General features: G+C 30.9%; 26 protein-coding genes and 1 pseudogene. 4 read left to right on the top strand and 23 right to left on the bottom strand.

All coding sequences use genetic code 11. From position 1 onward, the window contains the following. Window position 1: 1 nt before the first annotated feature. The 19 genes and pseudogenes from NZD85_RS01005 to NZD85_RS00915 form a co-directional block, all read right to left on the bottom strand. Window positions 2-997: an SDR family NAD(P)-dependent oxidoreductase gene (locus tag NZD85_RS01005; protein ID WP_260542822.1), complete on the bottom strand. Its 996-nt coding sequence runs from the start codon at window positions 995-997 to the stop codon at window positions 2-4. 77 nt (window positions 998-1,074) lie between these two features. Beyond that, window positions 1,075-1,326, bottom strand: a complete 252-nt coding sequence (locus tag NZD85_RS01000; protein ID WP_019976198.1) for a GlsB/YeaQ/YmgE family stress response membrane protein — start codon at window positions 1,324-1,326, stop codon at window positions 1,075-1,077. Window positions 1,327-1,454: 128 nt separating this feature from the next. After that, complete coding sequence (locus NZD85_RS00995; RefSeq protein WP_260542820.1) at window positions 1,455-1,970, bottom strand: pyridoxamine 5'-phosphate oxidase family protein; 516 nt, start codon at window positions 1,968-1,970, stop codon at window positions 1,455-1,457. Between the two features lie 4 nt (window positions 1,971-1,974). Further along, window positions 1,975-2,208 (bottom strand): hypothetical protein, encoded by a 234-nt coding sequence (locus tag NZD85_RS00990; protein WP_221856903.1) that lies wholly within the window; start codon window positions 2,206-2,208, stop codon window positions 1,975-1,977. Window positions 2,209-2,247: 39 nt separating this feature from the next. Beyond that, entirely contained in the window at window positions 2,248-4,371 is a 2,124-nt protein-coding gene (locus tag NZD85_RS00985; RefSeq protein ID WP_396127074.1) for a catalase, read from the bottom strand. A 211-nt stretch (window positions 4,372-4,582) separates the two neighbouring features. After that, window positions 4,583-4,746 (bottom strand): annotated as a pseudogene (locus tag NZD85_RS14830) (IS982 family transposase); the annotation flags it as partial. Window positions 4,747-5,318: 572 nt separating this feature from the next. Next, entirely contained in the window at window positions 5,319-6,347 is a 1,029-nt protein-coding gene (gene hemH, locus NZD85_RS00975) for a ferrochelatase (RefSeq protein ID WP_260542818.1), read from the bottom strand. A 234-nt stretch (window positions 6,348-6,581) separates the two neighbouring features. Continuing rightward, complete coding sequence (locus tag NZD85_RS00970) at window positions 6,582-7,880, bottom strand: cryptochrome/photolyase family protein (RefSeq protein WP_260542816.1); 1,299 nt, start codon at window positions 7,878-7,880, stop codon at window positions 6,582-6,584. Then, window positions 7,870-8,433, bottom strand: coding sequence for a lipocalin family protein (locus NZD85_RS00965; RefSeq protein ID WP_260542814.1), 564 nt, complete (start codon window positions 8,431-8,433; stop codon window positions 7,870-7,872). The genes NZD85_RS00970 and NZD85_RS00965 overlap by 11 nt, the downstream gene beginning before the upstream one ends. Further along, window positions 8,417-9,118 (bottom strand): lycopene cyclase domain-containing protein, encoded by a 702-nt coding sequence (locus NZD85_RS00960; RefSeq protein ID WP_260542812.1) that lies wholly within the window; start codon window positions 9,116-9,118, stop codon window positions 8,417-8,419. Before NZD85_RS00960 ends, NZD85_RS00965 begins: the two co-directional genes overlap by 17 nt. Continuing rightward, window positions 9,115-9,573 (bottom strand): sterol desaturase family protein, encoded by a 459-nt coding sequence (locus tag NZD85_RS00955; RefSeq protein WP_260542810.1) that lies wholly within the window; start codon window positions 9,571-9,573, stop codon window positions 9,115-9,117. Before NZD85_RS00955 ends, NZD85_RS00960 begins: the two co-directional genes overlap by 4 nt. A gap of 4 nt (window positions 9,574-9,577) precedes the next feature. After that, window positions 9,578-10,036: an SRPBCC family protein gene (locus NZD85_RS00950; RefSeq protein WP_225539249.1), complete on the bottom strand. Its 459-nt coding sequence runs from the start codon at window positions 10,034-10,036 to the stop codon at window positions 9,578-9,580. Between the two features lie 3 nt (window positions 10,037-10,039). Continuing rightward, window positions 10,040-10,498, bottom strand: a complete 459-nt coding sequence (locus NZD85_RS00945; RefSeq protein ID WP_260542804.1) for a hypothetical protein — start codon at window positions 10,496-10,498, stop codon at window positions 10,040-10,042. Further along, window positions 10,495-11,331 carry a phytoene/squalene synthase family protein gene (locus NZD85_RS00940; RefSeq protein WP_125350625.1) on the bottom strand — a complete coding sequence of 279 codons (837 nt, stop codon included), beginning with the start codon at window positions 11,329-11,331 and terminating at the stop codon, window positions 10,495-10,497. The genes NZD85_RS00945 and NZD85_RS00940 overlap by 4 nt, the downstream gene beginning before the upstream one ends. A 6-nt stretch (window positions 11,332-11,337) precedes the next feature. Next, window positions 11,338-12,810 carry a phytoene desaturase family protein gene (locus NZD85_RS00935; protein ID WP_125350624.1) on the bottom strand — a complete coding sequence of 491 codons (1,473 nt, stop codon included), beginning with the start codon at window positions 12,808-12,810 and terminating at the stop codon, window positions 11,338-11,340. A 9-nt stretch (window positions 12,811-12,819) separates the two neighbouring features. Beyond that, window positions 12,820-13,224 (bottom strand): hydroxyisourate hydrolase, encoded by a 405-nt coding sequence (gene uraH / locus NZD85_RS00930; protein WP_260542803.1) that lies wholly within the window; start codon window positions 13,222-13,224, stop codon window positions 12,820-12,822. A 13-nt stretch (window positions 13,225-13,237) separates the two neighbouring features. After that, window positions 13,238-13,891, bottom strand: coding sequence for a MarR family winged helix-turn-helix transcriptional regulator (locus tag NZD85_RS00925; protein WP_225541517.1), 654 nt, complete (start codon window positions 13,889-13,891; stop codon window positions 13,238-13,240). Between the two features lie 1,381 nt (window positions 13,892-15,272). Beyond that, on the bottom strand, window positions 15,273-15,530 hold the full coding sequence (locus NZD85_RS00920) for a Txe/YoeB family addiction module toxin (protein ID WP_171622163.1): 258 nt from the start codon (window positions 15,528-15,530) through the stop codon (window positions 15,273-15,275). Continuing rightward, window positions 15,531-15,785 (bottom strand): type II toxin-antitoxin system Phd/YefM family antitoxin, encoded by a 255-nt coding sequence (locus NZD85_RS00915; RefSeq protein WP_171622164.1) that lies wholly within the window; start codon window positions 15,783-15,785, stop codon window positions 15,531-15,533. It abuts the gene before it with no gap. 880 nt (window positions 15,786-16,665) lie between these two features. On the opposite strand from NZD85_RS00915, the gene NZD85_RS00910 reads away from it, so the two are divergent. Beyond that, the gene (locus NZD85_RS00910; RefSeq protein ID WP_038330349.1) at window positions 16,666-17,217 is read left to right on the top strand and encodes a ferritin; all 552 of its coding nucleotides are present in this window, start codon (window positions 16,666-16,668) and stop codon (window positions 17,215-17,217) included. Between the two features lie 92 nt (window positions 17,218-17,309). On the opposite strand, the gene NZD85_RS00905 is transcribed toward NZD85_RS00910, so the two are convergent. Both NZD85_RS00905 and NZD85_RS00900 read right to left on the bottom strand, forming a co-directional pair. Then, on the bottom strand, window positions 17,310-17,861 hold the full coding sequence (locus NZD85_RS00905; RefSeq protein WP_260542798.1) for a lipocalin family protein: 552 nt from the start codon (window positions 17,859-17,861) through the stop codon (window positions 17,310-17,312). Window positions 17,862-17,863: 2 nt separating this feature from the next. Further along, window positions 17,864-18,706 (bottom strand): alpha/beta fold hydrolase, encoded by an 843-nt coding sequence (locus NZD85_RS00900; protein ID WP_260542796.1) that lies wholly within the window; start codon window positions 18,704-18,706, stop codon window positions 17,864-17,866. Window positions 18,707-18,878: 172 nt separating this feature from the next. On the opposite strand from NZD85_RS00900, the gene NZD85_RS00895 reads away from it, so the two are divergent. Beyond that, entirely contained in the window at window positions 18,879-20,096 is a 1,218-nt protein-coding gene (locus NZD85_RS00895; protein ID WP_260542794.1) for an NAD(P)/FAD-dependent oxidoreductase, read from the top strand. 58 nt (window positions 20,097-20,154) lie between these two features. Here NZD85_RS00895 and cphA read toward each other — a convergent pair whose 3' ends face one another. Next, window positions 20,155-22,764, bottom strand: a complete 2,610-nt coding sequence (gene cphA / locus NZD85_RS00890) for a cyanophycin synthetase (protein ID WP_260542792.1) — start codon at window positions 22,762-22,764, stop codon at window positions 20,155-20,157. A gap of 143 nt (window positions 22,765-22,907) precedes the next feature. On the opposite strand from cphA, the gene NZD85_RS00885 reads away from it, so the two are divergent. Beyond that, the gene (locus tag NZD85_RS00885) at window positions 22,908-23,789 is read left to right on the top strand and encodes a cyanophycinase (protein ID WP_225541499.1); all 882 of its coding nucleotides are present in this window, start codon (window positions 22,908-22,910) and stop codon (window positions 23,787-23,789) included. Window positions 23,790-23,791: 2 nt separating this feature from the next. Then, window positions 23,792-24,634 (top strand): isoaspartyl peptidase/L-asparaginase, encoded by an 843-nt coding sequence (locus tag NZD85_RS00880; protein WP_260542789.1) that lies wholly within the window; start codon window positions 23,792-23,794, stop codon window positions 24,632-24,634. A gap of 4 nt (window positions 24,635-24,638) precedes the next feature. Here the strand turns inward: NZD85_RS00880 and NZD85_RS00875 are convergent, their stop codons facing one another. Further along, window positions 24,639-24,908 carry a hypothetical protein gene (locus tag NZD85_RS00875; protein WP_171622171.1) on the bottom strand — a complete coding sequence of 90 codons (270 nt, stop codon included), beginning with the start codon at window positions 24,906-24,908 and terminating at the stop codon, window positions 24,639-24,641. Window positions 24,909-24,915: the final 7 nt, after the last annotated feature.

Here is a 24,915-nt window from a genome sequence, read left to right as displayed (position 1 = left end):
ATTAATTTGTTTTTTTTGATTTATTTTTTAAATGTTTCGCTACAAAAAATCCTGCAGCGAATACTAGCGATGTTCCGATGATTTTTTGATTTGTTTTTGTTGGTACTGGAATAGCCATCTTTCCATAAACAGCATGTGGATCCGTAGAAGGTTGTAAAACATTACCTTCATCAGCCTTTCCTTTTTTCACCTTCATCATCAGCCTTAAAACACCTGTTGCTAAATTGGTAAAGGTTTCTGGAAAAGCTCCATGTGCAAGCTTTAAAATAAATGATGTGGCGTCTGGAAAGGTATCATTTTTAGGTTTGTTTATTAAATTATATATCACCTTTGCGGTATCTTTAGGATCGGCTGCAAACGGAGGTATTTTAAAATCTAAACCTGAGAATTTAGCGGAATGCATATTTCCTGTAGATTGTTGAACTTGTGGATAAACGTTGCAAATATGAATTTCGGGATACACACTATACTCACTTTGTAAACCACTCATCAACCCTTTTATTCCTGTTTTAGTTGCCGAATATACCGAACTAAATGGAGCTGGCATATATCCTCCAATGGAAACATTATTAATTAAAATGCCTTGATTTTGTTCTTTAAAAACGGGTAAAACGTAGTACGCTCCGTGCATATACCCCATTAAATTGGTTTTGATTACTTGTTCGTTTATGTCCATAGGAATTTCCTCAAATTTTCCACTTGCCATAACACCTGCATTATTCACCCACACATCTATGCGTCCAAATTCTTTCAGAGCAAATTCAACTAAATCTTTTACTTCATTTGCATTAGAAACGTCAGTTGATTTATAAACCGCTTTTCCACCGAAAGCATTGCATTCTGAAACCGCCTTTTCTAAACCTTCTACACCTCGTGCTGCCAAAACCAATTGATATCCATTTTGAGCAAATAAGTGTGCTGTAGCTAAGCCAACACCACTAGAAGCGCCAGTAATTACCGCTGTTTTAGTAATTAAATCAATGACTGTATTTTTCATAATTATAAATAGTAATATTAAACAAAAAGTCTCAGCGCTCTGAGACTTTACAGTATTTTAATCGTTAATTAGACAGTCTATTTTTTCGAAATCATTCTATACACTGCTAGACATAAAACTGCTCCAGCAATTGCAACTAAAAAACTAGAAATATTAAATCCGCTTACATCGACACCTAAAAGCATCGATCCAAGCCACCCACCGACAACAGCTCCAATAATCCCAATAATTATTGTTACTATCCAACCACCTGGATCGTTACCAGGGTGTATTGCTTTTGCTATTGCTCCGGCTATAAGGCCGAAAATTATCCATGTTAGAATTCCCATAATGTGTGATTTTTAAATATTAATAAATTGCGTTAATAAAAATAATATTTCAAATGCAATGCCATAAATAGTTTGTTTCTGCATTTTTCTTTAATTAATTAACATTGTAGAAGACAATAATTTATTCTTTATAGTTTCAGTTCTCCTTCAATTCCTCCGTCTTCAATTGTACTTCCTGTAACGGCGGCAAAAAGCATTTTCGACATGGCAATAAACTTATTGTCTTTGGTTTCGTAATAATACCCATCGTTTGGCGAAACTTTTATTAGACTGATATTAGGATCGTCTTTTCCATCAAACCAAGCATTTGCAAAATTGGTCCAATATTTATCAATTAAAGTTTTATCTTTTGAAACACTGGCTTTTCCTTTAATAAAGATGTATTCGTATTTAGAATTATTCATAAAATACAGTTCTACATTAGGATTGGCTTCAATTTCATCATTTTTCAGTGAACGAACATCACTCAAAAACCAGAGGTTACCAACCTCATCTACTTCTTGAAGAGCCATTGGTCTACTTGTAGTATTACCGCCAATATTGGTGGTAAAAAAGCAAGTTCGGGCAGTTTCAGCAATAGTTTTTATCTTTTCAATGGCTTTATTTCCGCTCAAATTTTCTGTCGGTGACTGTGCATTTCCCATAATTTTATTTTTTTATATCTGAATTGTGATTAAAACAATTTTTCTCCTCATTGATATGAAAAGTAAAATTTGTACAAACTATAATGTCATTGCTATCAAAATGTTTTACAATGCCATTTTTTTCCATCGTTACAACCCAACACGAATTTTGATGCATACCATAATCAATTATAAAAATAGTACGACCTCTACCAATAGGGGTATCAACAAGTATTGTAGGACTAAGTTGTAATATCATTCGTCTAAATTTTATATTTATATCACGTTAAACATTTTATTATGAAGGAACCTTCCTTTCTTCTTCACGGTCCCAAATACGATGTAATTTCATTACTTGAATAAAATCCGCAATCCAATTCTCATTTTCATCTTCTAAAATCACTCCTCTATCAAGTTTAACAAATGAATTATCCATTAACGAACCTGCTCCTTTTGCAAATGCTAATATTTTACAATGTCTGTAAGAATCATTGATAAATTCATAATAATCTGGATTCAATTTTAAAGATTCTATTGATTTGCCTGATGGTGTAAACACTGCATCATAACAAACAGATGGATCTGTAAGATAACTATGGGAAATCTTTTCTTTACTTCCTTCTTCATAAGTTAGCTCTCCAACTTTAGATGAAATTAATACCGCTTGAGCTCCCTCTTTTTCCAATGCTTTTTTTAATTGATCTACACTTTTTTTAGAAACACCATTATCTACTAAAAAGGCTACTTTTCTGGTTTTAATATTCCCTTCACCTTCTTTTACTTTCATACTCAGTGCATCAGATGAATTTATTTCTTGTTTTTTAGGCTTCAGAGGATAATTGGGATGATTTTGCCTTGCAAAACTTAATGTCAGCTCATCCAACTTTTTTGGAGGGATAATACCAAGACTATCTCCTACTTTTTGCGCTAAAGTTTTATCAATTTGATAAAGTATAGCAACTTGCCTCTCTCTAATTTTTGGATCAGAAACCTTACTCAATTCAAAACTAAAAGCATCTATAATATGTTGTTTCTCTGGTTTGGATTGAGAATTAAAAAACAAAGTTGCTTGCGAGAAATGATCAGCAAAAGAATCAGATCTAGCCCTTACTTTCTTCCCTTCTACCTTTTGTTCATGAGATTGAAAACCTTCCTCTCCCTTTAACATTGCATGATATGGGCAACCAGAAGCTTTGCTGTTAGGAAAATAACTTACACCTCCTTTCAGTATATCAATTCTCCCTGTTCCATCTTTTTGATTATTATGCTTTTGGTTTAATGATCTATTAATAGGTATTTCATGGAAATTTGCTCCACCTAATCTATAATTCTGTGTATCCATATACGAAAAAATACGACCTTGCAATAAAGGATCATCAGATAAATCAATACCTGGGATAATTCTTCCAGGGTCAAAAGCCACTTGTTCAGTTTCAGCAAAAAAATTGTCGGGATTGCGGTTAAGGGTCATCGTTCCAATGATTTTTACAGGAACTAATTCTTCTGGAACCAATTTCGTAGCATCCAAGATATCAAAAGAATATTTTAATTCATCTTCTTCAGGAATTAGCTGAACACCTAAATCCCACTGCGGAAAATTTCCTTCATCAATAGCTTCCCATAGATCTAGACGGTGAAAGTCAGAATTAAATCCTGATATTTTTTGAGCTTCATTCCACGCAACAGAATGCACTCCTAATTTAGGTTTCCAATGGAATTTAACAAAAGTTGCTTTACCTTTCTCATTAATCAATTTAAATGTATGTACACCAAACCCCTCCATCATTCTAAGGCTTCGAGGAATTGCTCGGTCAGACATCGCCCACATTATCATATGTGCAGATTCAGGCATTAATGAAATAAAATCCCAAAAAGTATCGTGCGCTGAAGCAGCTTGGGGAATTTCTTTATCTGGCTCTGGCTTAACAGCATGTATTAAATCAGGGAAATTCATAGCATCTTGAATAAAAAATACAGGAATGTTATTTCCAACTAAATCATAATTACCATCTTCTGTATAAAATTTTACTGAAAATCCTCTAACATCCCTAGCTAAATCTGTTGATCCTTTAAATCCTGCAACAGTTGAAAAACGAATAAATAGTGGTGTTGTTTTACCTTTTTGAAGAAAATTTGCACATGTATATTCACTTATATCCTCATGTATTTCTAATATTCCGTGAGCTCCACTACCTCGAGCATGTACAACTCGTTCAGGTATTCTTTCTCGATCGAAATGACCCAACTTATCAAAGTATATATGGTCTTGTTGTAAGGAAGGTCCTCTATCTCCAACTTTTAAGGTGTTATTATTATCATAGATAGACACACCATCATTAGTCGTCAATTTTTGATTCGAATTATCAATTGTAAATTGACTCATTTGTTCTGATTTAAGGTCTGATTTTTTTGATTTTTTCATATGCTAATATTAATTAATGAATTAGAAATGACGAATAGAACGTAATAAGAAAAAATAAAATCAACACAAAACTTATAGCTTTATTGTTATTTATTTATATTATACATAAATTTATTATGACATAAATCAATTAAAGTGCCATTTTTTCTTAAAATGATAAAAAAGCACCTTTATAAAAACAATAAACTATTTAAAAAACCCCTTGTGAATTTTAAATAATTTGAGTTTTTAGATTTTTAATATTTCAATTAAAGTAATTTTATTAATGTACTGAATCACTATTAGTGCAGTAATTTTAGCTGGAATTCTGGTTTTAAACCTTTCAAAAGTCGTTGCATAATTGCGTCTAATCATAAACTGATCGCATAGTTGAGATTTATATCATTCAAAAAATGAATATCATAAACAGATGCGTGATTGATATCAATCCCCTGGAAAACACCAGCTAAATTTCAATAGATCACATGGATCATTTAAAGGAAAAACTCCATATGAAATACTGAAATCAATACTAAAATAATTATATTTATTGTCTACGAAGTGATGAAATACAACAATAATAACCCTGCATTAAAGTTTCTCCCATTCCATTTTGCCAGAAGTAAATAACAAACTATAAGAACAACAATAATAAACATTGTTCTTGAAACTATATACCAATTTGATATATAAATTTCTTTCGCTTTGCGCTTAGCAATTGTTTTGTAAAAAATGAAAATGGTTCTATTATAAATCCTTTATAACAGAACCATTCTTATATTAATATTTTTGATTTATATACACTTCTCTGTAAATAGCTAATCTTTTAAAAACATTTTAAGAATCTTATATGCAAAATTTAGATCTATTAGCTTAATAGCATACTAATAACTGATAGAATCACTTTTAACAATTAAAAGTCTATGTAGAATATTTGAATTTAATCTATAATTGTTAAATGTTTAAGATTATAATAAATAAAAATCATCTATTTTTTCTTCACATAAAGTTTTGATTACATGTATCCATGAATCATTATCATTTAGACATGAAATATACTCATAAGCTTCTCCCCCATTATCAATAAATATTTCTTTTCCTTCCATTGCTATTTCCTCTAGAGTTTCCAAACAATCAGATACAAATGCAGGGCAAACAACTGCCAATTTTTTTATTCCTTTTGATGGTAAAACTTTTAAAGTAGAATCTGTATATGGCTCAATCCATTTATCTTTTCCTAGTCTAGATTGAAATGAAACAATTGTTTTTTCGCGAGATAAATTTAATTTTTCTATAACTTTTTTTGTTGTCTCAAAACATTGATGACGATAACAGAATTGATGACTTGGATTAAATTCTCTATCACAACAGTCACTTAAATTACAAGTCCTTGTAGGATCTGTTTTATAAATATGTCTTTCTGGGATACCGTGGTAAGAAAATAACAGCCCATCAAAATCATTCGAAAACTTGTCTTTTATACTTTCAACAAGACAATCTATATATATATCTTTATTATAAAATGGTTCCACATAATTTATTTTAATAGATGGAAATTTCTCTTTTCTTACTTTTTCTGTTTTTACAACTACAGATTCTGTTGTACTCATAGCATATTGAGGATACAATGGAAATAATACAATTTTATCTACACCTTTCTCAACTAGTTTAGAAATTCCATTTTCTATACTAGGCTCAGCATATCTCATTCCTATTTCAACAGGAATATCAACAATATTTTGTAATTTATTTTTTATTTTTTCAGTAATGACTATTAAAGGAGATCCCGCATCTGTCCAAATTTTCTCATAAGCTTGTGCGGATTTTGAAGGTCTTGTGTTTAATATAATTCCTTTTACTAAAAGTGTTCTTAGAATCCAATTATAGTCAATAACTCTTTCATCCATTAAAAACTCTCCAAGATACTCTTTTACGTCATTTACGGATGTAGATTTAGGTGATCCTAAATTAACTAATAATATTCCTTTTTTACTCAATTTATTTACTTTTATGGTTACTAATTTTTTTTTAATCTAAATCTTTGATAGAAAGTTTTTACAAACCTCACTTTTACTAAAGACAATAAGGTGCTTAATTGAATCCAGCTTGAAATTTCAGTATGGATGTAGATACCTTCTAGTGAAGTTTTGATATTAATTCTTCAGAAGCAGAAAATGTGGAAAAATATATTATAATCGTTTAATATTTTAAATCATTATTATTCTTTCATTTTAATCCTTCAATGCATCGTTAAAAATGCTTAAAACTCTGTTTCGAGCAAAATTATGAGGAACTATAGGAGAAGGATAATCATCAGTTTCAAATTCTGAGACCCACTTTTTGATGTAAAGATATTCTTTATCAAATTTTTCTGTCTGAAGTGTTGGATTAAAAACTCTGAAATAAGGAGCTGCATCACAACCTGATCCAGCGACCCATTGCCAATTTCCGTTGTTTGCAGACAAATCATAATCGTTTAGTTTTGACGCAAAATAAGCCTCGCCCCACCGCCAATCGATGAGTAGATGTTTGCATAAAAAACTTGCAGTTATCATTCTTACTCTATTATGCATAAAACCAGTTTGATTAAGTTCTCTCATTCCTGCATCTACAATAGGATAACCTGTTTTTCCATCGCACCACAGCTTAAATTCTTGTTCATTATTTCTCCATTTTATTTCATTGTATTTAGCTTTAAAAGGTTGGTGAACAACATATGGAAAATGGTAGAGTATTTGCATAAAAAATTCTCTCCAAATTAATTCATTGAGCCATGTTTCATTTAGCTCTATCGCTAACGCAACACATTTTCGTACACTAATCGTTCCAAATCTAAGAGCTATACCTAATTGGGTCGTACATTGTAAAGCAGGATGATCCCTATATTTATGGTAATTTTGAATAATTTCCTTATCTAGCTTTGGCTGTTTGAATAAAATTGATGTTTTTAAAAAACCAATTTCTTTGAGTGAAAGAATCGTTTTGAATTCTGTTTTCAAAAATTTGCTGTAATCAGGGTCATAACATTTATAATCTTCTGTTTTCAAAATTTGTTTCCATTTTTTTGCATACGGCGTATATACTGTATAAGGAGAACTATCTTTCTTTAAAATATCTTTCTTGTCAAAAATTACCTGATCTTTAAATGCTTTAAACGAAATGTTAAATAACTTAAAATAATTGTAAATCGAAGTATCTCTTTTAATTGCCAAAGGTTCATAATCACGATTACAAAATATAGAATGAATAGCAAACTCAGTAGAAAGTTGCTGAAAAATTTTGAGAGGATCACCATAATATACATTGAGACTTGTCCCAAAAGATTTTAATTGATTATTAATCTTTTGAAGCGCTTGATGAATATAATCCACCCTCCTATCTTTCTTGTCATCCAGTTGTCGTAAAATACCTTCATCAAAAATAAAAATAGGTAACACAGGAACTCCAGATGAAAGAGCGTGGTACAGCCCAACATTATCTTCTAAACGAAGATCTCTTCGAAACCAAAAAATGGAAATTTTATTTTTCATTTAAAAATGGATTATCATTTCTATTATGTTCTACCCAAACCAAATTGGATATATCATAACCAATTTCTGAAGCTAATGCAAGAAAGTTTGTTTTAATATTCTCTGGAATATCTTTCGTCCTAGATAAAATCCATAAGTAATTTAGATTTTTACCTATAACCAATGCATATTGATAGTTTTCATCCAAAGCAATTACGTTATATCCAGCATAGAAAGGTCCAAAAAAGCTTACTTTTAGCTTTCCAATTTGCTTACCGTCTCTAAATTTTGCTTTACCTATAGCTTGCTTCCATACTTGTTTATCCTCATTAAATCCGCTATTTGAAACCACTATATTCCCTTTTTTATCAAAACTGTAGTTAGCGGAAACATTATCCAAGTTCTTCTCAAAACGAAAATCTAAACGAGCGATTTCATACCAAGTACCTAAATATCGATCAACTTCAAAATTTTGAACAGCTTCTGCCTTTTTAGGAATCGAGGAACATGAATTTGAAAGTATCAGTAAGCCTACACATACTACAATTAATAGTGTTTTATTTTTTATTTTCATGTGATTTTGATTTAAATTGTTTAAAAAAATAGAGAACTAAAAGAAATTGCGTATATCCATACACAGAATCTTCTATTGGTATAGTTCCCATTCTGATTCCCAAAAAATCATCAGGATTATAATTTACAATTGGTGATTCTAATCCTGTACCTGTTAGAATACCATTTACAGGAAAAAAACCAAGCATAAGAATAGTGAAAACAAACGAAGCTTTTCCTATCCAATCGACACGACGAACAAAGTGTAAGTACATTAAAACAACCAATGTTATAACAGCTGTTAATAGTGTATAAATTCTATCATAATAAAGTAAAGCGACAATTGAACAAACAATCACACTAAAAAAAACAATCAGGTTATTAAAACTGGAAAGCCAGTCTAATTTAAAAAATTTATCAAAACAGAAATAGGTAAATATACATGAAAAAGGAATACAAATAAAAAATAACCACTCTTCTATGGGTAAGCCTCCTATTACAAAACCAAGTGTATAATCAGTATTAAACCACCATACACCCAAAGATGTAAACCAAATATCCCATGCTATAAATGGAATAGCTACTACACATGCAGCTTTTATAAATGAACCAAAATGACGGTTAAAAAGAATACGAGAGTCAAAGGATGATATGAAACAAATGATTATTGTAAAAAATAAAATCAAAATATAAGTATAAGACATCATTTTTGAGTAGAATTAAAATACATTTTAAAATATTTGAAAGGAACATAAAGAAATCCAAAACATTCACCATCTTCTTTAGTAAGGTGTTTATGATGTTGTTTATGAGCCCTTCGTAGAGCCATAAAATAAGGGTTTTTTACTCGAGTAAAACATTTCAGTCGTTGATGAATAAAAACATCATGCACAAAAAAATAAGCCATACCATATAGCATAATACCAATCCCAACAAAAAATAAGTAATTATAACTATTGATCGAACCAAAATACATCAAGGTAATTGTCGGAATGGCAAATATCACAAAAAAATAATCGTTTTTTTCAACTGATCCTTTATGGCTATGGTCATGATGATCTTTGTGGAGAAACCATAAAAATCCATGCATCACATATTTATGAATAAACCATGTAACAGGCTCCATAAGCACAAATACTAGCAACACCAAAAATAAATTCATACACCTACTTATTAAATAATTGCTTTAAGACTTGATGACGATAATCAAATATTTTATTCAATTTTTTTTTCACCAAAAGAGAATGAACAACATTTCCAAAAACTCCAAAAGGAAGCTCGTATTCTACTGTATCTTTCATTAAAATCCCCTTTTCATTGGGAATAAATTCATGAAAATGTTTCCAATATTTATATGGTCCTTTTTGTTGAAAATCTGTAAAGCTTTGCTGCAGATCTACTTGAATAATCTTTGTCTGCCATTTCAAAGGAATACCCAATAGTGGTGACACACTATAATTGATGAGCATACCTTCAAAAATTGGCTGATCCTGATCTTCTGACAAAACTGTAAAAGCCATATCTTTTGGTGTAATTTCCGAAAGATTCATTGGAGAAGAAAAAAATCGCCAAGCTGTATCAATATCACAATACAGCTGTTGTTCTCTATACAAACGGTACTTCATCACTTATTCGTTTAAAATTTTTTCAATATTTCTAAGCAAATTTATAGACGATATTTTATGCCTGTTTTCCGATAAGATTTGCGTATCTTCTTCAACCTTTGAATAGTAGTTCAAAAATGAGGGTGTGTTTTTTTGTACTGATAATCTAATAAACCTCAATTCTAAATTTTCAGGTTCTATACGTATAGCCTCCTCTATATTCTTTTTACCTTTATTAAAAGTTTTAAGCTTATTTAATGGATTAGACACGTGCTTGGAATTAATTGTTTGAGCACCACCTAAATACCCCAAATAAATAGCAGATATATTTTTTATATGGTCCAATTCAACTATTACATTTGCACATAATTCTTTGTCATTAGATAACTTAGCATAATTAGCCCTTAGCTCTTCTAGAACTACCTCAGTTTGATTTATAAAACCTATAAATCCCACCATGAGAAACCCTAACATTTTAATCATAACCAAGCAGCTTTATATCTTATGTAACTTTTAAACGCAACAAAAACTTTTTCAGAATTAGCTATTCTAATTCTTCCATTTAAAATTTCTTTGGATGATTTTTTTTTGATCTTCTTAAACAAAGAAAGATAGTATTTATATGCTAGATAAACACCAAAAATTGAAGAAGCTGGAAGTTTTTTAATCCCAATCAACGCTTCATCAAATTCTTCTTCTATTTCTTTTTCAATTGCGTATTTTATCTTATTATCAAAACCACTTATATCCACATTCGGAAAATAAGTTCTTCCCAAAATATGATAATCCTCTTTTAAATCTCGAAGAAAATTAATTTTCTGAAAAGCAGAGCCCAATTTCATCGCATAAGGTTTTAATTCTGCATACTTATCTTTATTACCATCTGTAAAAACCTGTAAACACATGAGTCCTACTACCTCAGCAGAACCTAAAATATAGGTTTTGTATAAGTCCGAGTCATATTCTATTTGTTGCAAGTCCATTTCCATACTACTCAAAAACTGATCGATAAGCTCTTTATCAATCTTATAATTATTTACAGTCTCTTGAAATGATTGTAAGATGGGGTTAAGCGATATCCTCTCATTTAATGCATGCAAAGTTTCTTTTCTCAATCTTTTTAAAAGTTTCTCTTTGTTATATCCATGAAAACTATCTACGATTTCATCTGCCAACCTTACATAACCATAAATCGCATAAATAGCCGATCGAATAGAAGGTTTTAAGGCAAGAATACCCAAAGAAAAACTTGTGCTATATTTTTGAGTTGTCATCTTACTCACCGAATAAGAAAGCTCATCAAATAATTGTTTCATACGGATTTAATTTTTTATTTTGTTGATCTCATTGGCCACTATTTTACCAGATATAATAGAGGGAGGAACTCCTGGTCCAGGAACAGTTAACTGACCAGTATAAAATAAATTCTTTAGCTTTTTATTTCTTATTTTAGGTTTTAGTACTGCTGTTTGATTAAGTGTATTAGCTAACCCATAAGCATTACCACCATAAGCATTATAATCGGACACAAAATCTCTGACACAATAGCTTTTTTTAAAGTCAATTTTAGACTGTAAATCTTGAGTACCTGTATGCTTTTCTAATCGCAAGAGCATTTCCGTTAAATACTTCTGACGTACAAATTCACTGTCATTTATTCCTGTAGCAATCGGCATTAGTAAAAACAAATTTTCTTTACCATTAGGTGCTACTGAATGATCTGTTTTTGAGGAACAACAAGCATAGAACAAAGGTTTTTCAGGCCATCTTTTATCTTCGTATATACTATCTATATGCAGATCTAAGTCATGTTCAAAGAATAGTGTATGATGTTTTAAATGCGGAATGGTTTCGTTAAAACCTAGATAAAAAATAAGACAAGACGGTGCAAAAGTCCTTTCTCTCCAATAATCAGCGGTATAATTTCTGTACTCTTCGTTCAAAAGTGTTTCAGTATGATGATAATCAGAAGAAGCAATTACTTCATCAAATTCATGGATTTTACCATTTATAAGAAGCGAACTTACTTTTTGATTTTTTACATTTATTTTTTCAACATTCGAATTAAAATGAAAGTTCGCCCCTTGTTCTTCTGCTACTTTTTTCATTGCTAATACCAGTTGATAAAAACCTCCTTTGGGATAATAAGTACCTAGTACATAACCGCCATAATTCATCAAGCTATACAAGGCTGGAATCTTTTCAGGAGATGCACCCAAAAATATTACGGGGAACTCCATTAAAGCTCTCAATTTCTTATCTTTAAAATACCGTGCAACATAGGCTCTAAAATTAGATAGTAAATCTAATCTCAATGCACTTTTAGCAATTTTAAGAGAAATAAATTCACTCCAATTTGCACAAGGTTTATGTACAAAATCCTTCATTCCTACTTCATATTTGAATTTGGCAGATTTCATAAATTTTTCTAATTGAAAACCAGCACCTTTCTCTATTTTTTCGAAGGTTGCTTTTAGTGCTTCAAAATTTTCAGGTACATCTATTTTTTCATCGGAAAAAATCATCTCAAATTGAGGATTTAACGATATCAATTCAAAAAAAGAAGAAGTAGTATAACCAAAATCCTCAAAGAAATCTTGTATAACATCTGGCATCCAATACCAACTAGGTCCCATATCAAATACATAACCTTCTTCTGTTTTTAATTGTCTTGCTCTTCCGCCTGGCTGATTATGTTTCTCAAATACATGTACTTCGTGTCCTTCTTTTGCTGTATAAGCAGCAGCTGATAAACCAGAAAATCCAGATCCAATAATGGCAATTCTTTTTTTCATATCTCGTTTTTAACTTCCTTTATATGTAGAATAACCATATGGAGATACAGTCAATGGTACATGAAAATGATTATTCCCTTTAATACGAAAAACAATCTCGATGAAAGGATAAAATGTTTGCAATTTTTTACTATCAAAATAAGATTCAATATGAAATACGAGTTTATAAACACCGTCATTATTCTGACCATAAGGTAAAAAATTCCCTATTCTACCATCTTTATCTGTAATTTGTGTACTTACCTTAGTCCACGAATTGTCCACATTCATTTTCTGTAATGTAACTGAAACAGATGGTGCAGGCTCTCCAGTAGAATTATCTAAAATATGACTGGACAATTGATATGTTTTCGTTTGTGAAAAACAGTACAAAGAACAACAGAAAATTAGAAAGAAAAATACACTCTTTTTCATAGTAGTTATTTTTTTAATTAATATATTTGTAAGCCTCATCTAATAAATCTTCTGTATCAAAATTCTTTTGATAAATATCTTGATGAAAAGCTTCAAGTTTGTTGAGTAGATTTATTAATTCTATTTTTTCAGCATAAGTTAAATTACCTGCTACAATTTGTGTTGCTAGTCTAATTTTTTCCATTTGTTCTTCTAAAATTTCTAAACCTACGGGACTAATCTTAATAACTTTGCTTCTTTTATCAAGCTCAGAAGAAGCTTGATCAACCCAACCCTTAGCAATTAAACGATTTATAATTTGCATCCCTACAGGTTTTTCATGTACATTTTTCTTAATCAAATCCATCTTAGACATTTCTCCAAATGCCTTTAAATTAATTAAGTAAATAAAATCTTCTTGAGAAGAAAAATCTGATCCTATAATAGCAGACTTTGAATAACTTTTTGCATATCTATTCATATGAACAAGTAATGTACTTATAACACTTTCAGCCGATCTCATTTTTTCTTTTCCAATCCAATGAGGTACATCACAAGAACTTTCTAGATGATTATTTAAAATAATCCACTTTTTAAAATCATCAATAGAAGCATTAGAAATAAACTTATTTTCTTTTTCAAATTCTTCTATTAAATCAACTACATCTTTGATTAATTTGAAATTCATTTCTTGTATTTAGTTTACAAATATACCATTTTAAAACAAATAAAGAATAATATTATACTAAATATTAAAAATAATATCCGAGCTTATTAAAAAACTATGTCATTTTATAATTATAATTCTAATTTATTTTAAAGATTTATTTTTGTGAAGTCGGTATTAACATTATAATTTAAATAATCGTTAAAAGTTTATAATTAAGAAAGGAATACATAGTTTCACTTTTTTATTTGATGTCTCAATTAAAATTCCATAGATTTAAAAGAAAAAAAAATCAAGTTAGAAGCTCAAGCACTATTATTTTATTAGTAAGTCAAACATTTTTTATAAAAATTAGTAAAGATATTTTATTTCAATATGTTAAATTTTTAATAAACTTAACTACACCAAAACTACACTACACCCCCTTACACCATTGATAAATAAAGACTTTTACACTTTCTGTATCGGCAAATAAGAGCCAAATACCGCCTTTGAATGCCACTTTAAAAATATTTTAAGTATGCGGATATGTTAAATCTTAATGTAGTAAAAAACTAGAATATTGTAATTAAATTATCCAATAGTAGGGATTAGCCCACTATTGAGTAAAGTTTTTTTATAGTTAAAGTATTGTTTGTGTGTTTTTTACGAGTCACCAACACATCTGATACACAAGGTTATCAAATGAATTGATTTTAGCTGTTTTAAGAGCATAAAAATACCCAATAGTAGAGATTATCCACTATTGGGTTAAGTTATTTAATGGTTAAATAATTGTCTTTGTGTTAGTTGTGTAATAACAACATATTTGGAACACTGCCGGTTGCATCTTTTCGTGCTTGTATCATAATAAGTTAATTATTTTTACGTTACTAATGTTGTGTATTAATCACATAGAATTTGTAAGATGGAAGGAAAACTCCTAAGTTAAACGATTTGAAATACTTATCCTTAACTCCTTTTTAAATTATATATTTTTTTATGACTTAATTCCATTGGAAAAACATGGTATCGAAACTACTTTCTAAAAATAAAGACTTAAAAAATGCTCTTAAAAGCCCGATGTCGCGGATTTGCAATCCGTGACTTTATCTATACAATTCTACTGTTGTTATGGTTATAAAATATACACTGCTACTATCGGTTGCTTTGTATTTTGTTGACATACTACACTTTTATTTCAATGAACTTATTTTCTATTTTTATGTAGCACGGATTGCAAATCCGCACGATCGGGATTACCTTTTTTTCCATTAAACATCTTCTTTACTACAATAGAACTGTAGGTATTAAAATTTTTCGTACTTCATCACTTCGTAGACAATAGAATATTTTTTATAAACTTAACAAAAACATTATTATACATAAAAAAATCCATACATATTCGCATGGATTTTATATTTTAATCATAATGAAAACGGCATTTAGCAATAAGTATTTGTCCGTCTTCATATTTATATATTAAACGATGTTCATCATCTATTCTTCGTGACCAAAACCCCGAATACTTATGTTTTAAAGGCTCTGGCTTCCCTATTCCTGTAAAAGGTGTTCTAGAGATGTCTTTTAATAGATCATTGATTCGTTTGACTTTTTTTTTGTCTGTTTTTTGCCAAAACAAATAATCTTCCCAAGATTCATCTACGAATATGTATTTCATTTATTCTTCGATTAATTCTTTTTCGAAAGATTGATTACTTTTTAATTTTTCAATGGCTGAATCAAGTCTTGATTCATTGATACGAGAAGATAATTCATAGTTTGTCGCCATTAATGAATTGTATTCTTCAAGAGACATTACAACAATACCAGAATCTTTTCCTCTGTTGATAATTAAAGTTTCAAAATTTTTTGAAACTCTATCTAAATAAGATTTTAAATCTTTTCTAAAATCTGAAACACTTGCTATTAACATATTCATGTATTTTATTATGTACAAATATATGTACAAATTATGAGATATAAAAACATTCACTGAATTCATAATACGTTTTATTATATTTAAAAATTAATTATTTTTACATCAGTGATTTTATTTAAATAATTTGAATTCGACATTTCTTATTTTATTTTATAATTTTATCAACTGATATTTGGGCATAAGTGTTAAAATTTTTATAAAATACACAAAACCAAAACTACACCACACTCCCCTACACCATCGATGAATAAAGACTTTTACACATACTGTATCGATTAGACAGCTAAATACTGCCTTTGACTACCATTCTATAAAATATTTTAAGTATGCGGATATGTTAAATCTTAATGTAGTAAAAACTAGAATATTGTAATTAAATTATCCAATAGTAGGGATTAGTCCACTATTGAGTAAAGTTTTTTTATAGTTAAAGTATTGTTTGTGTGCTTTTTACGAGTCACCATCACATCTGATACACAAGGGTGTCAAATGAATTGATTTTAAATTTTAAAGAGCTTAAAAATACACAATAGTAGAGATATAGTCCACTATTGAGTAAAGATATTTTATAGTTAAAATATTGTTTGTGAGCTTTTACGAGTTACATACACATCTGATATACTACTAAACATTATAAACAGTGAGATTATCACCTTCTGCATTGGCAAATAAAACTTATTAAAAATTATATTATATAGAAAAAGGTTCTCAATTGAAAAATTGAGAACCTTTTTCATTTTCTGGTTTTGCGATTTCATCTTAATTCAATTTAAATCTACTCTAAATATCAATATTTTAGAAAGTATTAACATTTAAATTAATAGTTTGGTCTGAAAATTCCAATCTAAAATATCATAACTAAATAATCACAAAAATGAATACAACTAGAATTTCAAAAAATTTACAAAATGCTTTAAATAAACAAATTACACTTGAAGCTTTTTCTGCTCAAATTTACTTGATGCTTGCTTGTTGGGCAGATGATAACCGATTAGATGGTATTAAAAGTTTTATGATGAAACATTCGCAAGAGGAACGTGTTCATATGGCAAAAATTATAGAATATATACAAGAACGAGGTGGTAGTGTAAAAATTGAAGCCATACAAAAACCTGGTCCTGAACCAAAAAATGTTTTACAATGTTTTGAAGCAGTTTTGAAACAAGAAATTGAAAACACTGAATCTATTTACAAAATTGTAAAAATGTGTATGGATGAGGAAGATTGGGCTACTTGGAATTTTTTACAATGGTTAGTAATGGAACAACGTGAAGAAGAAAAATTAGCTTTAGACTTGCTAGATAAAGCTAAATTAGCTGGTGGTGCTAATATGTCTGATGCTGCAAAATTTGATTTTAATAAGACTATTGGTCAAACAGGACAGGAATTTCCTGTTGCAGATAATATTAATCCTCTAACTGAGTAATTTATTTTTTGTATAATAAAAACTAAAGAATTAAAAACCCACTGAATTTACTAAAAAATCATTGGGTTTTTAATTAGGAAATTAATCACACATCAATCTTGTTTTGTCCACGTTAATTGGGAAACATCATAACCTTTTTCTTCTGCATATCTCAGGTAATTTTGTTTTATATTTTCTGGTATGCTTTTCTTTCGGGATAATATCCACATATACTCGTGGCTTTCACCAAAAACTAAAGCTGTTTCGTACGCTGGATCCATCATCACAATATTGTAGCCTGAATAAAACGGACCAAAAAAAGAAACCTTCAATGCTCCTCTTCCTTCTTCTCCGTTAAAAGTTGCTTTTCCGTGTGCTTCTTTCCACTTCTCTTCTTTAGCATCATACCCACGATTATGAAATTCAATTTTTCCATTTTTACTCAGAAAATAAGTTGCTGTAACTTGACTTAGATTTTTTTCATACTTAAAATCCAAACGAGCCATTTCGTACCATTTTCCCATGTATTGTTGTGGATCAAAATTCTCTACGACCTCAACAAAATCTGGTATTTTTACTTTTCTACAATTTAACCATGCATAACAAAGTCCTCCTATTCCTGCTATTGCTACCCCAGAAACAATCGTTTTATTTATTTTTCTCATTTCTAATGTTTCTTATGTTCGATACTTAAAAGAAATTCTATCAAATCCATATTCAACTGTTCTTTATGCGTAATATTCAGTCCATGCGGTGCATCGTCATACACGATATAAGTTGAATTCGAAATCAGTTTTGCCGCTTGATCACCCGCCGTTTTAATGGGAACAGTTTGGTCTTCTTTACCATGAATGATTAACGTTGCCACCTCAATCATTTTACATTCCGTCCTAAAATCAGTGTCCATCCAAGCGCGTGCAGCTTTCAACGTTGCAATAGGTGAAGCGTGCGAAGCAACAGAAAAATCAAACTCTAATTGTTCTTTATGAACCGATTTTTTAAGTAATCCATAATTGTAAAATCCTTTATGAAAACCTTCTAAAAACTCTAATCGATTTGTTTCAAGTTGCACCACAATCTCATCCAAATCCTTTTGTGGAACACCATGTTCATTATCGGGTGTTTGTTTTACAAGCGGAATGATTGAACTGATTAATGCAATCTTCGAAATATTCTGATTTCCATAATTCGCAATATAGCGTACAACTTCTCCTCCTCCCATCGAAAAACCTACCAACACGACATTTTTTAGTTGTAATTCGTCTATAAGCGCATGTAAATCTTCTGCCAACGCATCATAATCGTAACGATCCCAAGTAGCACAAGATTTCCCAAATCCTTTTCGATCATAGGCGATACAACGGAAACCAGCTTCTACAATTTTCGGAATTTGATATTCCCATGATTGTAAACTCAGCGGCCAACCATGTATCAAAATAACAGGCTGTGCAAGTTTATCACCGTAATCAATATAATTCAGTTTATAATCTTTTCGTTTTAATTTAGCCATAATTTTATTTTTAAGTGATTTATAATTAACAATCTAACCGACAACTTCTTATTTACTACATCGCAAGCATTAAGCCAATTATAAAAAACTAAATGTTAAAGTACTTTTGTACCCGAAATATTTTGGCTCGATTTTTTCGGTAAATGATTTGAAACCAAACAAGCTCGCAACAATGGATTTACATTCTGGATTACCTTATTGGATTGTGAAAAATGAATTCTTTGATTTATATCAACCACTTCGAAATCATTGTAGCATTGATGTTGCGATAATTGGTTCTGGTATTACAGGTGCTTTAGTTGCTCACGAATTGTGTGAAGCTGGAATAGAATGTGCATTGATTGATAAACGAACAATTTCTACAGGAAGTTCTGCCGCAAGTACAGCTCAATTACAATATGAAATTGATACACCTTTGTGCGAATTAATTAAAAAAGTTCCCGAAAAACATGCTATAAATGCTTATTTCGATTGTTTACAATCCATTACAAGTATTGAAAATATTTTTAAAAACACCAAAATTGATGCTGATTTCACAAGAGTTCCGACTGTTTTGCTGGCAAGTAATAAAGCGGGTGTAGAGTTGTTAGACAGAGAGTTTGCCCTTAGAAAAGAAGTGGGATTACCGATTAACTATTTGGATGCACAACAATTAAAAACATATCAAAATATAGATGGAATTGCTGCGTTACAGAATGATACTTCTGCCCAAATGGATGCTTACAAAGCTGCAATTAGCTTACTAAAATACCATCAACAAAAACACAGCTTAACAATCTATACGCATACAAAAGTGGAAAATATACAGGAATCAAAAAATGGCTGTAAGCTTTTAACAGAGCATGGGCACATTATTTCTTGTCGATATGTAATTGTGGCTACTGGTTTTGAGGCTGGTCAGTTTCTTCCTAAAAAAGTGATGAATTTACTTTCTACTTATGCAATAATTTCCTCGCCTGTTGATGAAAAAATGGTATGGCCAAACCGTAGTTTAATTTGGGAAACAGCTGATCCTTATTTGTATATGAGAACAACAAAAGATAATCGTTTGATTGTTGGAGGGGAAGACGAAGATTTTCAAAATCCTGAAAAACGAGATGATTTACTTCGTTCGAAAATCAAGGTTCTGGAACGAAAATTTAAGCATTTATATCCTGAAATTGAATTTAAAACAGAGATGGCTTGGTGCGGAACTTTTAGTTCTACTGATGACGGTTTGCCTTATATAGGTCCTTGGAAAAAGGGAGATCGTACTTTGTTTGCTTTAGGCTACGGTGGAAATGGAATTACTTTTTCTATGATTGCAGCAGAAGTTCTAAAAAATAGTATTCTTAACAAAAAAGATGAGCGATTAAAAACGTTTGGCTTTAATCGATCATCTAAAAAGTAGATCTTTATAAAATTACTTCATTTTCAAGGTAATCATTAATCAACTTAAAATGAGATGATTAAGAATCTTTATCTAAATGAAATTGGACGACATCAATAGCGTTAGAAACAGCATCACTTAATGCGACAATAAAATCACCTTTTTCGGCTTTTTTTATGGTATGTTCAATGGCTTCAATTTCGTTGGGTATGATTTCGTAAGGAAAATCCTGTTGAACTTCGTTGATCCCTTTTACAAGCAACTGTATTATTTCTTTTTCTGTTCGCCCTCTTAGGTGTCGTTCTTGTCTAATAATGATATAATCAAACATTTCGGCAGCAATTCTTCCACAAGATTGGATATCTTCATCTCTGCGATCGCCTACCCCAGAAATAATACCAATTTTTTTATTCGCTTTTACATTCGATAGATAATCTTTTATAGCGATATATCCGGCAGGATTATGGGCGAAATCAATTAAAATTTTAAACTCTTTAAATTGAAAAATATTCATTCTACCAGGAGTTAATTTTGGGCTTGGAAAAAAAGTCTCCAAAGCTGTTCTAATCGTAGAAATATCTATACCTGATAAATACGCTGCCAATACAGCTGCCAGCACATTCTGAATCATAAATGCAGCTTTGCCATTCATCGTCAATGGAATATTACTTACGTCTGCAATACATATTCGTTCTGTTTTGGTTTGGATTACAATGGCATCTTCTGTATAAAATGCAACTGTACTTCCATTTCTTATATTGTTTTGAATCTCTATATTTTTTTCATCCAAAGAAAAATACGCAATTTGACATTCTAATTTTTTAGAAATCTTCATCGAATACTGATCTTCAGCATTTAAAATGGCCCAGCCCTCTTTTTTAACACTTTCTACTACCACAGACTTTACTCTCGCTAATTGTTCTAAAGAATGAATATCCTTTAACCCCAAATGATCTTCGGTAATATTGGTAATGATTCCTATATCGCAAGTGCGAAATGCAAGTCCTTCTCTAAGAATTCCTCCTCTTGCTGTTTCTAAAACTGCAATATCTATGGTTGGATCATATAAAATTTTTCGTGCACTAATCGGTCCTGTTGTATCCCCTTTTTCCATCAGCTTATTTTGTATATAAATACCGTCTGAAGTTGTATAACCGACATTTTTTTTATGTTGTTTAAATAAATGAGCGATTAGTCGTGTAGTCGTAGTTTTACCGTTGGTGCCAGTAACTGCAATTATGGGAATAGTGGTGGATTTTTGAGGAGGGAAAAGCATATCTACAACCGAAGAAGCTACATTTCGAGCAATCCCTTTTGTTGGAGATAGATGCATTCTAAAACCTGGCGCTGCATTTACTTCAATTACAACTCCTCCGGATGAATACAAAGATGCTGATAAATTGGAAGCAATAATATCTATTCCGCATATATCTAAATTAATAACCTTAGCAATTCGTTCGGCTAAAAGAATATTATCTGGATGAAGTTCATCTGTTACATCAATTGATGTTCCGCCTGTACTAAGGTTAGCGGTTGATTTTAGATAAATGATTTCATCCTTTTTTGGAATAGATTGTAAATCGTAGTTTTTTGATTTTAATAATGAAATCGTATGTTGATCAACTTTTATTTTTGTTAAGACTTGTTCATGGCCTTCTCCTCTATTAGGATTGTTATTTTCAATCAGAATCAATTCGTTGATGGACAGTTTACCATCTCCTATGACATGAGCTGGTATCCTCTTCGCTGCAGCCACTACTTTTTTATTGATGACCAATACTCTAAAATCGTGACCTTCTACAAATTTTTCTACGATGACTTTTTGACTAAATTCTTGTGCGTATTGCAATGCTTTTTCAGCAGTTTCTAACAGATTGATATTGGTGGTTACGCCTCTTCCATGATTGCAGTTGTAAGGTTTGATGACAATAGGATAGCCTATTTCTTCGATTATACTTTTTAACTCTTCTTGATTTTTACATAATCCTCCGTCTGCAATAGGGACAAATGCATCTTTCAACAACTGCTTGGTTCGAAATTTATTACATGCAATTTCTACAGCCATGTAATTGGTGTTTTCTGTAATCGTTGCTTCTAATCTAACTTGATTTTTCCCATATCCTAACTGTATATATGAATGTTGATTTAGTCTTGACCAAGGAATTTTTCTCTTCTCTGCTTCATTAATAATACTTTGTGTAGAAGGCCCCAATTTATTCGCATTCCATATTTTAGCCATTGTTTCAACATCTGCTGAAATGGAGTAAGATGAATTAGAAATTAATGCTTCGGCTATTCTTACGGCTGCTTTTGCAGCATATACCCCTACTTGTTCATCTTGATATGCAAAAACAACATTGTACGTTCCTGATGTGTTAGTTTCGCGTGTTCTTCCAAATCCCGTATCCATTCCTGCCAAAGTTTGTATTTCCAATGCGATATGCTCAATCACATGCCCCATCCAAGTACCTTCTTTTACGCGAGTAAAAAATCCACCCGCAACCCCTTCCGAACAACGGTGTGAGTGCATGGAGGGTAACCATGATTGTATGCGATCTGAAAAACCATTAATTTTATTGGTGGGAAATTGTTCTAAACGACCCAAATTTAATCGCATTTGGATTAGTTTATCTCGTTCTATGCTCCAATAATTTGGACCTCTAAGTATTGATATGTTCTCTATTTTCATTTGTGGTAAGTGTTAAAAAATTTAATAAATCATTACAATAACTAGACCTATTTGTCCTATTAACACGACTTTATCATTTTTTTATGATATAATCTGTACCTGTCTGTTTTATATTAATTAAATTGAATATAAAATTTTTTATAATGAGTATAAAAGGAAAATTAATTATTGTTGGTGGTGGTATTAATACAGCTGAGAACATTCCACCTCATTTACCAAAACAAGAAGTACTGAATGATTTCTTTTATCAAAATGGTATTCTAAAAAAAATTATAGAAGAATCTAAACATAAAGAAAATTCGCGAATTGAGATTATTACAACAGCTTCACAAACGCCTAAAATTGCAGCTGAGTCGTATATTAAAGCTTTCAGTCTTTTGGACGCACACAATGTTGAACATTTAGACATCAATACACGTTTAGATGCTATTCATCCTGAATCACTGAAACGATTGGACGAAGCGGATGTTGTTTTATTTAGTGGTGGCGATCAACTCCGATTAACTTCTACCATAGGCGGTACCCCTTTTCAACAAAAATTACTTCAAAAATATTACCATGAAGAATTTATTTATGCAGGTACTTCTGCTGGTGCTGCGGCTGTTTCTTCCAGCATGATTTATCAAGGAGTGAGTTCAGACGCATTACTGAAAGGAGCTGTAGAAATGAATAGCGGTCTTGGATTAATTGATTCCATTTTAGTGGACACACATTTTATTCAAAGAGGAAGAATTGGACGTTTATTTCAAGCTGTAACTGGAAATCCAATGAAAATTGGGATTGGTCTAAGTGAAGATACAGGGTTAATCATTAGCGAAAATAACAACAAAATGACAGCAATAGGTTCTGGATCTATCATACTGGTTGATGGACGAGAAATTTTAGACACCAGTCTTTCTCAAATTGAGATTGGGTATCCGATTTCGATCAGTCATATTATTTGCCATGTGATGACGCGAAATGACGTTTTTCATTTTGATCAAAATAAAATTTCAATCAAAGATTCTCAATACAACAATCAATAACTATGAAGTTAATTATTCACGGTGGTTTCTTTTCCGAATCATTGACAGATCCTGAAACCAAATTTCAAAAACAAAATGCATTAATTAAAATAGTTCAAAAAGGCTATGATTATTTAACCACTCATACCGCTACAGAAACAGTCGTTTATACAGTCAGTTTATTAGAAGATGATCCGTTATTTAATGCAGGATTAGGGTCTCAAATACAATCTGATGGTAAAATAAGATTGAGTGCAGCTTTAATGGATGGAAAAACACTTAAAATGTCTGGTGTTATCAATATAGAAAATGTAGAACATCCTATTTTGGTGGCCGAAAAATTGATGTCTTATGAAGATCGCATTTTAGCAGCTAACGAAGCAACTGAATTTGCTCGTAAAATTGGATTTGATTATTTTGATCCTGAAATTAAACAACGTAAAAAAGAATACGAAGAAAAATTAAATTCAGCTAAAACAAGTACTGTTGGATGTGTCTGTTTAGATGCCGAAAATAATATTGCTGTTGCAACCTCAACTGGAGGAAAAGGTTTTGAACTACCTGGTCGTGTTTCAGATTCTGCAACTGTTGCTGGAAATTACGCCAATCAATATTGTGGTATTAGCATGACTGGCGTTGGAGAAGAAATTGTAAGTGGCGCAATGGCTGCAAAAATTGTTACCCGCGTAACGGATGGCATGAGTATGGAAGATGCATTTGCCAAAAGTTTTGATGAACTAAAACATGTGAATGGATTTGCAGGTGCAATTGGTATAGATCGCAATGGAATTATTTTTCATCAAGATAGCTTTCCAACAATGGTTTTTGCATCATTTGATGGAATAGAATTAAACTATTTTGTTTGATTTTTTATAGCTCATCATTCAATAAATCAAACAATTTTGTTTGGATATATTCTACTACCTCCATTTTTTCTTGATTAGACAATTGTACATCAACATGATCATTTACATCATTTACATCACCTCCGTCACTTATAATCACTCCTTCTCGCGTATCAGTTTTACAATTTTCTGACAACTGGTTTTTATTATTCTCGTAGCCTTTTTTGTAAGCTCGGTTGTACAATTCAATTAATAATTCTTGAATTTCGTCTGATTTTAACTCTTTTAGTTTCATTTGAATA

The organism is Empedobacter stercoris (genome assembly GCF_025244765.1).
In the GTDB taxonomy this organism is placed as follows: Bacteria; Bacteroidota; Bacteroidia; order Flavobacteriales; family Weeksellaceae; genus Empedobacter; species Empedobacter stercoris.
The sequence above is the reverse complement of the archived record's forward strand: the minus strand, read 5'-3'. Positions and strand labels throughout refer to the sequence as shown.

Bases quoted from the DNA above. Each gene is read 5' to 3' on its own strand.
- cphA (WP_260542792.1), bottom strand. From the start codon at position 22,764: ATGAAAATAGAGAACATATCAATACTTAGAGGTCCAAATTATTGGAGC.
- NZD85_RS00965 (WP_260542814.1), bottom strand. From the start codon at position 8,433: ATGAAAATAAAAAATAAAACACTATTAATTGTAGTATGTGTAGGCTTA.
- NZD85_RS00985 (WP_396127074.1), bottom strand. From the start codon at position 4,371: ATGAAAAAATCAAAAAAATCAGACCTTAAATCAGAACAAATGAGTCAA.
- NZD85_RS00910 (WP_038330349.1), top strand. From the start codon at position 16,666: ATGAATACAACTAGAATTTCAAAAAATTTACAAAATGCTTTAAATAAA.
- NZD85_RS01005 (WP_260542822.1), bottom strand. From the start codon at position 997: ATGAAAAATACAGTCATTGATTTAATTACTAAAACAGCGGTAATTACT.
- NZD85_RS00960 (WP_260542812.1), bottom strand. From the start codon at position 9,118: ATGATGTCTTATACTTATATTTTGATTTTATTTTTTACAATAATCATT.
- NZD85_RS00920 (WP_171622163.1), bottom strand. From the start codon at position 15,530: ATGAAATACATATTCGTAGATGAATCTTGGGAAGATTATTTGTTTTGG.
- uraH (WP_260542803.1), bottom strand. From the start codon at position 13,224: ATGAAAAAGAGTGTATTTTTCTTTCTAATTTTCTGTTGTTCTTTGTAC.
- NZD85_RS00895 (WP_260542794.1), top strand. From the start codon at position 18,879: ATGGATTTACATTCTGGATTACCTTATTGGATTGTGAAAAATGAATTC.
- NZD85_RS00955 (WP_260542810.1), bottom strand. From the start codon at position 9,573: ATGAATTTATTTTTGGTGTTGCTAGTATTTGTGCTTATGGAGCCTGTT.
- NZD85_RS00880 (WP_260542789.1), top strand. From the start codon at position 23,792: ATGAAGTTAATTATTCACGGTGGTTTCTTTTCCGAATCATTGACAGAT.
- NZD85_RS00935 (WP_125350624.1), bottom strand. From the start codon at position 12,810: ATGAAAAAAAGAATTGCCATTATTGGATCTGGATTTTCTGGTTTATCA.
- NZD85_RS00940 (WP_125350625.1), bottom strand. From the start codon at position 11,331: ATGAAACAATTATTTGATGAGCTTTCTTATTCGGTGAGTAAGATGACA.
- NZD85_RS00900 (WP_260542796.1), bottom strand. From the start codon at position 18,706: ATGGCTAAATTAAAACGAAAAGATTATAAACTGAATTATATTGATTAC.
- NZD85_RS00950 (WP_225539249.1), bottom strand. From the start codon at position 10,036: ATGAAGTACCGTTTGTATAGAGAACAACAGCTGTATTGTGATATTGAT.
- NZD85_RS00945 (WP_260542804.1), bottom strand. From the start codon at position 10,498: ATGATTAAAATGTTAGGGTTTCTCATGGTGGGATTTATAGGTTTTATA.
- NZD85_RS00915 (WP_171622164.1), bottom strand. From the start codon at position 15,785: ATGTTAATAGCAAGTGTTTCAGATTTTAGAAAAGATTTAAAATCTTAT.
- NZD85_RS01000 (WP_019976198.1), bottom strand. From the start codon at position 1,326: ATGGGAATTCTAACATGGATAATTTTCGGCCTTATAGCCGGAGCAATA.
- NZD85_RS00995 (WP_260542820.1), bottom strand. From the start codon at position 1,970: ATGGGAAATGCACAGTCACCGACAGAAAATTTGAGCGGAAATAAAGCC.
- NZD85_RS00905 (WP_260542798.1), bottom strand. From the start codon at position 17,861: ATGAGAAAAATAAATAAAACGATTGTTTCTGGGGTAGCAATAGCAGGA.
- NZD85_RS00970 (WP_260542816.1), bottom strand. From the start codon at position 7,880: ATGAAAAATAAAATTTCCATTTTTTGGTTTCGAAGAGATCTTCGTTTA.
- NZD85_RS00925 (WP_225541517.1), bottom strand. From the start codon at position 13,891: ATGAATTTCAAATTAATCAAAGATGTAGTTGATTTAATAGAAGAATTT.
- NZD85_RS00885 (WP_225541499.1), top strand. From the start codon at position 22,908: ATGAGTATAAAAGGAAAATTAATTATTGTTGGTGGTGGTATTAATACA.
- NZD85_RS00875 (WP_171622171.1), bottom strand. From the start codon at position 24,908: ATGAAACTAAAAGAGTTAAAATCAGACGAAATTCAAGAATTATTAATT.
- NZD85_RS00990 (WP_221856903.1), bottom strand. From the start codon at position 2,208: ATGATATTACAACTTAGTCCTACAATACTTGTTGATACCCCTATTGGT.